We start from the raw sequence: 6,395 nt of genomic DNA on the forward strand, positions 1-6,395 counted from the left end.
GACACGCAATGGCTCACATCCGCAAGGAATTCCTGATCGACAGCGCCCCCGACGAGGTCTGGGCGGCAGTCCGCGATGTCGGCGAGGTGCACCGGCGCCTGGTACCCGGCTTCGTCACGGACACCTACCTGGAGGCGGATACGAGGGTCGTGACCTTCGCCAACGGTGTCGTGGTGCACGAGCTCCTCGTCGACATCGACGACGAAGCCCGCCGGGTCGCTTATGCCGTGGTCGGCGGGTCACTGGCCCCCAAGCACCACCATGCCTCGATGCAGGTCTTCGCCGACGGCACGGAACACAGTCGGTTCGTCTGGATCACCGATGTGACACCGGACGACCTCGCGGGCCCCATCGCCGACATGGTCGACCAGGGAGCGCTCGTGATCAAGCAGACGCTGGAGACCCAAGCCACGCCGGACAACTGACCGAACACCCTGGAAGCGCGGCGCGGCTCCGACAGGACCCCTGGCCCCGAGGGGCCAGGGGTCCTGAATTCCCATGGGGAAGCCCGTGAACGTCTCCCTGGGGAATATCGCGACCGTTCACACGTATCTCGGCTGTCCCCCGTTGCCCGTCCAGCAGGCCCGGATCGAGGACGCCGGGTCTGTCCATTGAATCTTTGCGCAGACCCCCTCAACCGGCTCCTCGGCCGGCTCTACCACTCCCTCCAGAACCGCCTGACCTTCGACGAACACCGCGCCTTCGCCCAGTCCGGCACTCCTGCGGTTCCTACAGCAGCCCGATGCCGATGGACGGCCTCGGGCGGGGACAAGAGCCTGGTCAGCGGCCGCGCGGACGCACATGATGACGGCGCCGCCGACCAGGCAGATCACGGCGCCGATGGCGACGGCCCGGTCGGGCCGGCGGACGCCCAGGACCGTGCCCCGGGCCAGGGGCCGGCGCCGAGCGAGCCGCCGAACATGGCCGGGATCCGGCCGGAAGCCCGCAGGCCCGACGACCGCGCCGACCCTACGCTCCGGCGCGTCCAGGACCGCGGCCCGGTCAGGACGCGGGTTTCACGGCCACCAGGTCGACCACTGCGGCCAGCCCTCCGTTGTTCGCCTTGAGGAGGTCCGCGTCCCCCACGTGCTCGACCCTCCAGTGATGCTCGGGGTATTTGCGCGCGACCACCTTGCCGTCGGCGGTCTGCTTCCAGCCCCACGCCACGTCCTTGTGGTCGGCACAGACTTTCGCCTGGCGCAGGCTGGCGACCATGTTGAGGCAGTGCCCCTTGAGGTCGTAGACCGCTCCGGCCTGGGCGCCGTCGGAGGGCTGGACGAAGTGCTGGGCCGTGTCGGCGGGGTTGCACGCCACCAGAAGCAGCGCCGCCTCCTTGGGGTAGTCGGGCTGCCGTGTCGCACAGCTGTCCTTGCCGCGGGCCTTGGTTTTGATCATGAAGGGAGTGTCGGACGGAGGGAAGCCCTTGGTGGCCGCCGCCGCGGGGACGCCGGGCACGATGACGAGTACACCGAGGGCGAAGGCGAGGGTGGCGGTCAGGGCGCTCTTGGGGGACAGTGGCACGGCGGTGCGGCTCCTTGGCCGGGGTGCCGTGCACCGGTTGTGCGCGGCGCGGTCAGTGGCTTCACGCTAGGGGCAACCGTTTTCGTCGGCGGGATCCGGTGGGGCCGCGTCCGGGTGATGTGTTTCGTAGGCAACCCGCTGCCCTTCGGGTACCGGTCCCTGCTGCCGGACGGGCCGGCGGGCGAGGATTCGCACGCCCCGGGCGGCGGGCCGCAGCGCAGCGGTGGCCCGCCCGGCGGGGGCGCCGCCAAAGGGGGCGGTGGTTGCGTGCACGTGTCACTGGAACCGGTGATCCACGGGCCGGGTTGTGCGCGTAGGAGTTCGGCGGGGGCGCTGCCGCCCCATCCTGTGGCCATGATGCGACGTCTCGCCGCCGTAGCGGCCTCATCTGCCCTGATCCTCTCCTTCTCCGGCGCGGCGGCCGCGCACGCCGCCGACTCCGAGCTGGCCGAGTTCGTCAAGGTCTCCGGGCCCTTGGTGGTCGGAGACGTCTCGGACGACGAGCTCGACCTGTGGGAGGCGACCGCGGCGCTGAAGTGCCCCGAGGGCACGGTGGCCGTCTCCGGCGGCGCGGACCTGCCTGCCCCCTGGGGGCCGGCGGAGGGCTGGGTCAAGGGGCGCAACTGGTACGCCTACAGCCTCGCGGTGGAGAAGAGCGAGGTCCCCGACATCGAGGAGGGCGACAGCGTGGGTACCGCGTACGTGGTTTGCCTGCAGACCGACTGACGCCCTCGGGCGGGACAGCTCCGGCCCGCACTCGGCACGGAAGGCGGGGCGGGGCGGGGCCGACCGCGCCGCCTCGGGCGGCCACGATGACGCCCACAAGCATCCTGCCATCGTGCGGGCGCGCCCCGGCATCCGCGCTCCACCCGCCGTGCACGGGTGGTCAGTGTCCGATCCGGGCCCTGGCCAGCGCCTCCGCGCGGCCCAGGGCCTCCAGGCGACGCCTGCGCCGGGCGGGGAAGCTCCCCAGGAACCCCACCGCGTAGCCGAACGGGATCCACTGGGCCGGCCGCCAGCCGGCCTCGCTCCACATGGCCGGGGGCTCGTCGGCCAGCGTCGCGGACAGCGCCACGGCCAGCGTCACCGGCGGGAGGACGCGCAGCCCGACGCGGTACAGCCGCTCCCGGCCGGCGTCCGCGCGGCGCAGGACGGCGCAGTAGGCCAGGACGGCGGGGCCCGGCCGGCCGCGGCCGGCGCGGTTTCACCCTTCCATGCTGGCCCGCCCCGGGGGCGGGGACAACGGCCCGATGGCCGGGACAACGGCCTGGCGGCGGGCGCCACAACGGCCCGGCGGCGGGCGACCAGCGGGGCGGGGACAACCGCCGGGGTCCGGACCACGGCCGGGAATCCGGGCAACGACCGGGAACGGGCCGGGAATTGGTTGCGGTCGTCCGGAGGCGGAGTAGCGTCGAGAACGGGGTCATCGTCCGCCGGACGGCCGACGGCGGGAAGCGCGGTCGACGGCAGGGAGTGGAGATGGAACTGCCTCCCCCGGCACGGGATCGCCCGGCCGCACCACCGGAGGGACCGCCCACGGGACCGCCGCCCGGGCCTCCCCCCGGGCCACCGCCCGCCCGCGCGGGTCCCGGCCCGCCCGCAGGCCCGCCCACAGGCCCGCCCGCGGGACCACCACCCGGTCCGCCTCCCCCACCTCCCCCACCTCCCTCGCCTCCCTCGCCTCCCTCGCCGTCCGCCGGCGCGCGCCCCTCCCTGCGGATCCCGGACGTACGACCGACCGGGCCGCGCCGCCTCACCGGCCACACCGGCGCGGTGACCTGCGCCGGCTTCTCCGCCGACGGCTGGCGGCTGCTGACCGGCGGCACCGACGGCAGCCTGCGCCTGTGGGACGTCGCCGCCGGGACGGAGCTGCGCCGCTGGGAAGCCGCACCGGACGGGCCGACCGGGCCCGACGGGCCGCACGGGGTCGGCTGCGGCGCGCTGTCGCCGGACGGCGCCCTCGCCGCCTCCGGCGCGGACCGCGGTCCCGTCCGGTTGTGGGAGACCGCCCGCGGCGCGGAGGTGCGCCGCCTCGGCGACCAGGAGGCCGGTACGTGCGCGGTGGCGTTCTCGCCGGACGGCCGGCTGGTCGTCACCGGCGGCGCGGACGGCACCGTACGCTGCTGGGACCCCACGTCCGGTGAGGAGCTCCGCCGCCTCAGCGGCCACGAGGCCGCCGTCACCTCCGTGGCCTTCTCCCCGGACCGCCGGCTGGTGCTCTCCGGCGACGGGCGGATCGCGAGCGGCGACGACCACGTCCGGCTGTGGGACCTCACCGAGGGACGGGAGCTGCGCCGGTTCGGCGGGAGGCTCTTCCTGGTCACCTCCGTGGCCTTCTCCCCCGACGGCCGGCGCGCCCTCGCCACCACCCTTGACGCCCAGCTGTACGCGTGGGACGTGGCCGACGGCCGCGAGACGGGCCGCCACCGGGTCGGCACCGGGAACCTGCTGTGCCTGGCCGTCTCACCGGACGGCCGCCGACTGCTCACCGGCAGCGGCGGCGACCACTACGAGACCGACCCGGCCACGGGCCTCGGCGTCGACGACTCCGTACGCCTCCTGGACGCGACCGACGGCCGGGAGCTGTGGCGGGACGACCGGCACCGCGCGAACGTACGGGCCGTGGCCTTCTCCCCCGACGGCCTCGGCGCGGCATCGGCGGACGCCGACGGGACCGTCCTGCTGTGGGACGCCTCCGCGTGGGACGCCGCGGCCGGGGACGGCTCCGCACGGAGCGGCGCCCCCTGAGCCGGGCCTACCGGGAGAGCCCATGACGTCACCACGCGCGAGCGCGCCGGGCCCGCCGACAGCCCGGGTCGAACGGGACGGCGGCACACCCGCGGTCCTCGCCGAACGGGCCCTCGCGGCGGGGTGTGCCCTGCTCGGACTGCTCACCGTGGCACCCCTGCTGGCCTGGGCGTACGGGCTGGGGCCGTTCCTCGCCTGGTACTTCGCGGTGACCGTGCCGAGCCTGGCGCTGCTGGGCGCCGTCGGCCTGGCGACCGCCCGTTCCGAGCGCCACCGCCGGCTGCACACCTCGCTGGTCGTGGGGACGGTCGGCGGGCTGCTCGGCACCCTGGCCTACGACGTCTTCCGGGTGCCCTTCCTGCTCACCGGGTACCGCCTGTTCGCGCCGATCGACTCGTACGGGGTGCTCATCCTGGACGCGGGGTCGTCGAGCCCCTGGACGGGGCTGGCCGGCTGGGTGTTCCACTTCGGCAACGGCATCGGCTTCGGGATCTGCTACGCGATCGTCGCGCGCGGCCGCCGCTGGTACTGGGCGCTGGTCTGGGGGATGGCCATCGAGACCATCGCGGTGGCCACGCCGGTCGCAGGCCTGTACGCGCTGCACGGGCCCCTGCTGCTGGTCATCGCCTACGGCGGGCACCTGGCCTACGGCGTGCCGCTGGGCCTGCTGGTCTCCGACCCCGAACGCACGGCGCGGGAACTGCGCCGGTTCGGCCCGCACACCACCGCGTACGCCCTGCTGGCGCTCGCGGCGGCCCTGGTGCTGTGGCAGCGTCCGTTCGCCCCGGCGGAAGCGCTCCGGGTGGGCGAGCGGGTGGCACCCGGGCCCAGCGCGGTCGTGCAGGACGGCCGGTTCGAACCGCGGTGGCTGCGGGTGGCGCCCGGTGGCTGTGTCGCCCTGCGCAACGACGACGCGGTCGCCCACACGCTGTCCGGGACCGGGACGGCTCCGGCGCCCCGACTCGCTCCCGGGGTGACGACGCGGGTGTGCTTCGACGACCCCGGGGTGCTGCGGGTGCGTGCGGACGCGGTGCCGTACAGCGGGGGGTTCGTGATCGTGGACAGGGCGGAGGGGTGATGAGATGAACGGCTCCGCTGTGCAGCCGCAGGCCGTACGACCCGGTCCGGGGCCGTTGGTGCGGCAGTTGCCGGGGTGGTTGCGCGGGCACGGATGGAGTGCGCTGGTGAGCGCGCTGATCGGCGGGGTGTTCGGCTACGTGAGCAACGCGTGGCTGATGGCCGTGCGCTACGAGGGGACGAACGTGCCCTCCGGCTCGCCGGTGACCAGTGACGGCACCTTCGTCCAGGGCGCCCTGTTCTGGGGCCTGTGCAGCACCGTGATCTTCGGCGTGGCCGGCTACTGGCACGCCATGGGCACCCGCGCCTTCCTGACCGGCGTGCGCGGGGTGCCCACCGCCCTGGCCGGACTGGTACGCGGCGACCGCGCCGCCTACGTCCACCTGCTCTGGGGCGCCGCGGCCGGCATGATCGCGGCCCTCGTCCTCTCCCCCTCGCTGGGCGCGATGCTCGCGATCGGACTCCTCACCGTCATCCCCGGAGTACTGGGAAGCATCCTCTCCAGCGCGATCCACCAGCTGTGGTCCGTCCTCGTCCAACGGATCGCCCCCACCCGGCGGCAGAAGATCACCGGCGCGGCCGGGATGACGGTGGGGCTGCTGGGGTCGGTCGTGTCGCTGCTGCTGGCCTTCCTCGTGGCGGACACGACGGCGAAAGCGGTCATGGCCGGGGTGTTCGCCCTGGCCGCCGTCCTGCTCTCCAGATTCGGACCGCCGGCCACCGCAGCCGTGGTCGTGCTGCTGCTCGGCACCGTACTGGGGCTCCTCGTGCTCGGCCACGCGCCGCCGGCCTCGGCGGACGACGCGGGCTGGGCCGAGTGCAAGGAAATGGGCGTCTCCTGGCTGGAGTGCACCGGCATCGGCAAACTCCTCGCCAACTCCGCGGTCGGAGCCGCCGTCGCCGCCGCCGGCGCGGTCATCGGCACCTGGCTCGGCCAAGCCGCCGCCGCACTCGCCGGCCTCTTCGGCGGCACACCACCCGACGACGGCGGCGAACGCCGCGGCCCCCTGCCGAAACTCCCCGGCACCGGACCCACCACCCCCCACACA

At 74.5% G+C, this 6,395-nt stretch carries 6 protein-coding genes and 1 pseudogene; 5 read left to right on the top strand and 2 right to left on the bottom strand.

Annotated features, from left to right (window positions below; genetic code table 11):
• The first annotated feature begins 8 nt into the window (after positions 1 to 8).
• Positions 9 to 425 carry an SRPBCC family protein gene (locus ACWGB8_RS27775; protein WP_452216348.1) on the top strand — a complete coding sequence of 139 codons (417 nt, stop codon included), beginning with the start codon at positions 9 to 11 and terminating at the stop codon, positions 423 to 425.
• A 577-nt stretch (positions 426 to 1,002) separates the two neighbouring features.
• Here ACWGB8_RS27775 and ACWGB8_RS27780 read toward each other — a convergent pair.
• Entirely contained in the window at positions 1,003 to 1,521 is a 519-nt protein-coding gene (locus ACWGB8_RS27780; RefSeq protein ID WP_452216349.1) for a hypothetical protein, read from the bottom strand.
• A gap of 354 nt (positions 1,522 to 1,875) precedes the next feature.
• Here ACWGB8_RS27780 and ACWGB8_RS27785 point away from each other — a divergent pair, with 354 nt between their 5' ends.
• Positions 1,876 to 2,247: a hypothetical protein gene (locus ACWGB8_RS27785; protein ID WP_452216350.1), complete on the top strand. Its 372-nt coding sequence runs from the start codon at positions 1,876 to 1,878 to the stop codon at positions 2,245 to 2,247.
• Positions 2,248 to 2,407: 160 nt separating this feature from the next.
• On the opposite strand, the gene ACWGB8_RS27790 is transcribed toward ACWGB8_RS27785, so the two are convergent.
• Complete coding sequence (locus ACWGB8_RS27790; protein WP_452216351.1) at positions 2,408 to 2,608, bottom strand: hypothetical protein; 201 nt, start codon at positions 2,606 to 2,608, stop codon at positions 2,408 to 2,410.
• A gap of 392 nt (positions 2,609 to 3,000) precedes the next feature.
• Here ACWGB8_RS27790 and ACWGB8_RS27795 point away from each other — a divergent pair, with 392 nt between their 5' ends.
• The 3 genes and pseudogenes from ACWGB8_RS27795 to ACWGB8_RS27805 form a co-directional block, all read left to right on the top strand.
• Positions 3,001 to 4,269 carry a WD40 repeat domain-containing protein gene (locus ACWGB8_RS27795; RefSeq protein WP_452216352.1) on the top strand — a complete coding sequence of 423 codons (1,269 nt, stop codon included), beginning with the start codon at positions 3,001 to 3,003 and terminating at the stop codon, positions 4,267 to 4,269.
• A 22-nt stretch (positions 4,270 to 4,291) separates the two neighbouring features.
• Positions 4,292 to 5,347, top strand: coding sequence for a hypothetical protein (locus ACWGB8_RS27800; RefSeq protein WP_452216353.1), 1,056 nt, complete (start codon positions 4,292 to 4,294; stop codon positions 5,345 to 5,347).
• A 106-nt stretch (positions 5,348 to 5,453) separates the two neighbouring features.
• Positions 5,454 to 6,395, top strand: a pseudogene (locus ACWGB8_RS27805) (hypothetical protein); the annotation flags it as partial.

The sequence above is a fragment of the Kitasatospora sp. NPDC054939 genome (assembly GCF_053610105.1).

Coding starts and splice junctions, on each gene's coding strand:
- ACWGB8_RS27775 (WP_452216348.1), top strand. CDS start 9: ATGGCTCACATCCGCAAGGAATTCCTGATCGACAGCGCCCCCGACGAG.
- ACWGB8_RS27785 (WP_452216350.1), top strand. CDS start 1,876: ATGATGCGACGTCTCGCCGCCGTAGCGGCCTCATCTGCCCTGATCCTC.
- ACWGB8_RS27795 (WP_452216352.1), top strand. CDS start 3,001: ATGGAACTGCCTCCCCCGGCACGGGATCGCCCGGCCGCACCACCGGAG.
- ACWGB8_RS27800 (WP_452216353.1), top strand. CDS start 4,292: ATGACGTCACCACGCGCGAGCGCGCCGGGCCCGCCGACAGCCCGGGTC.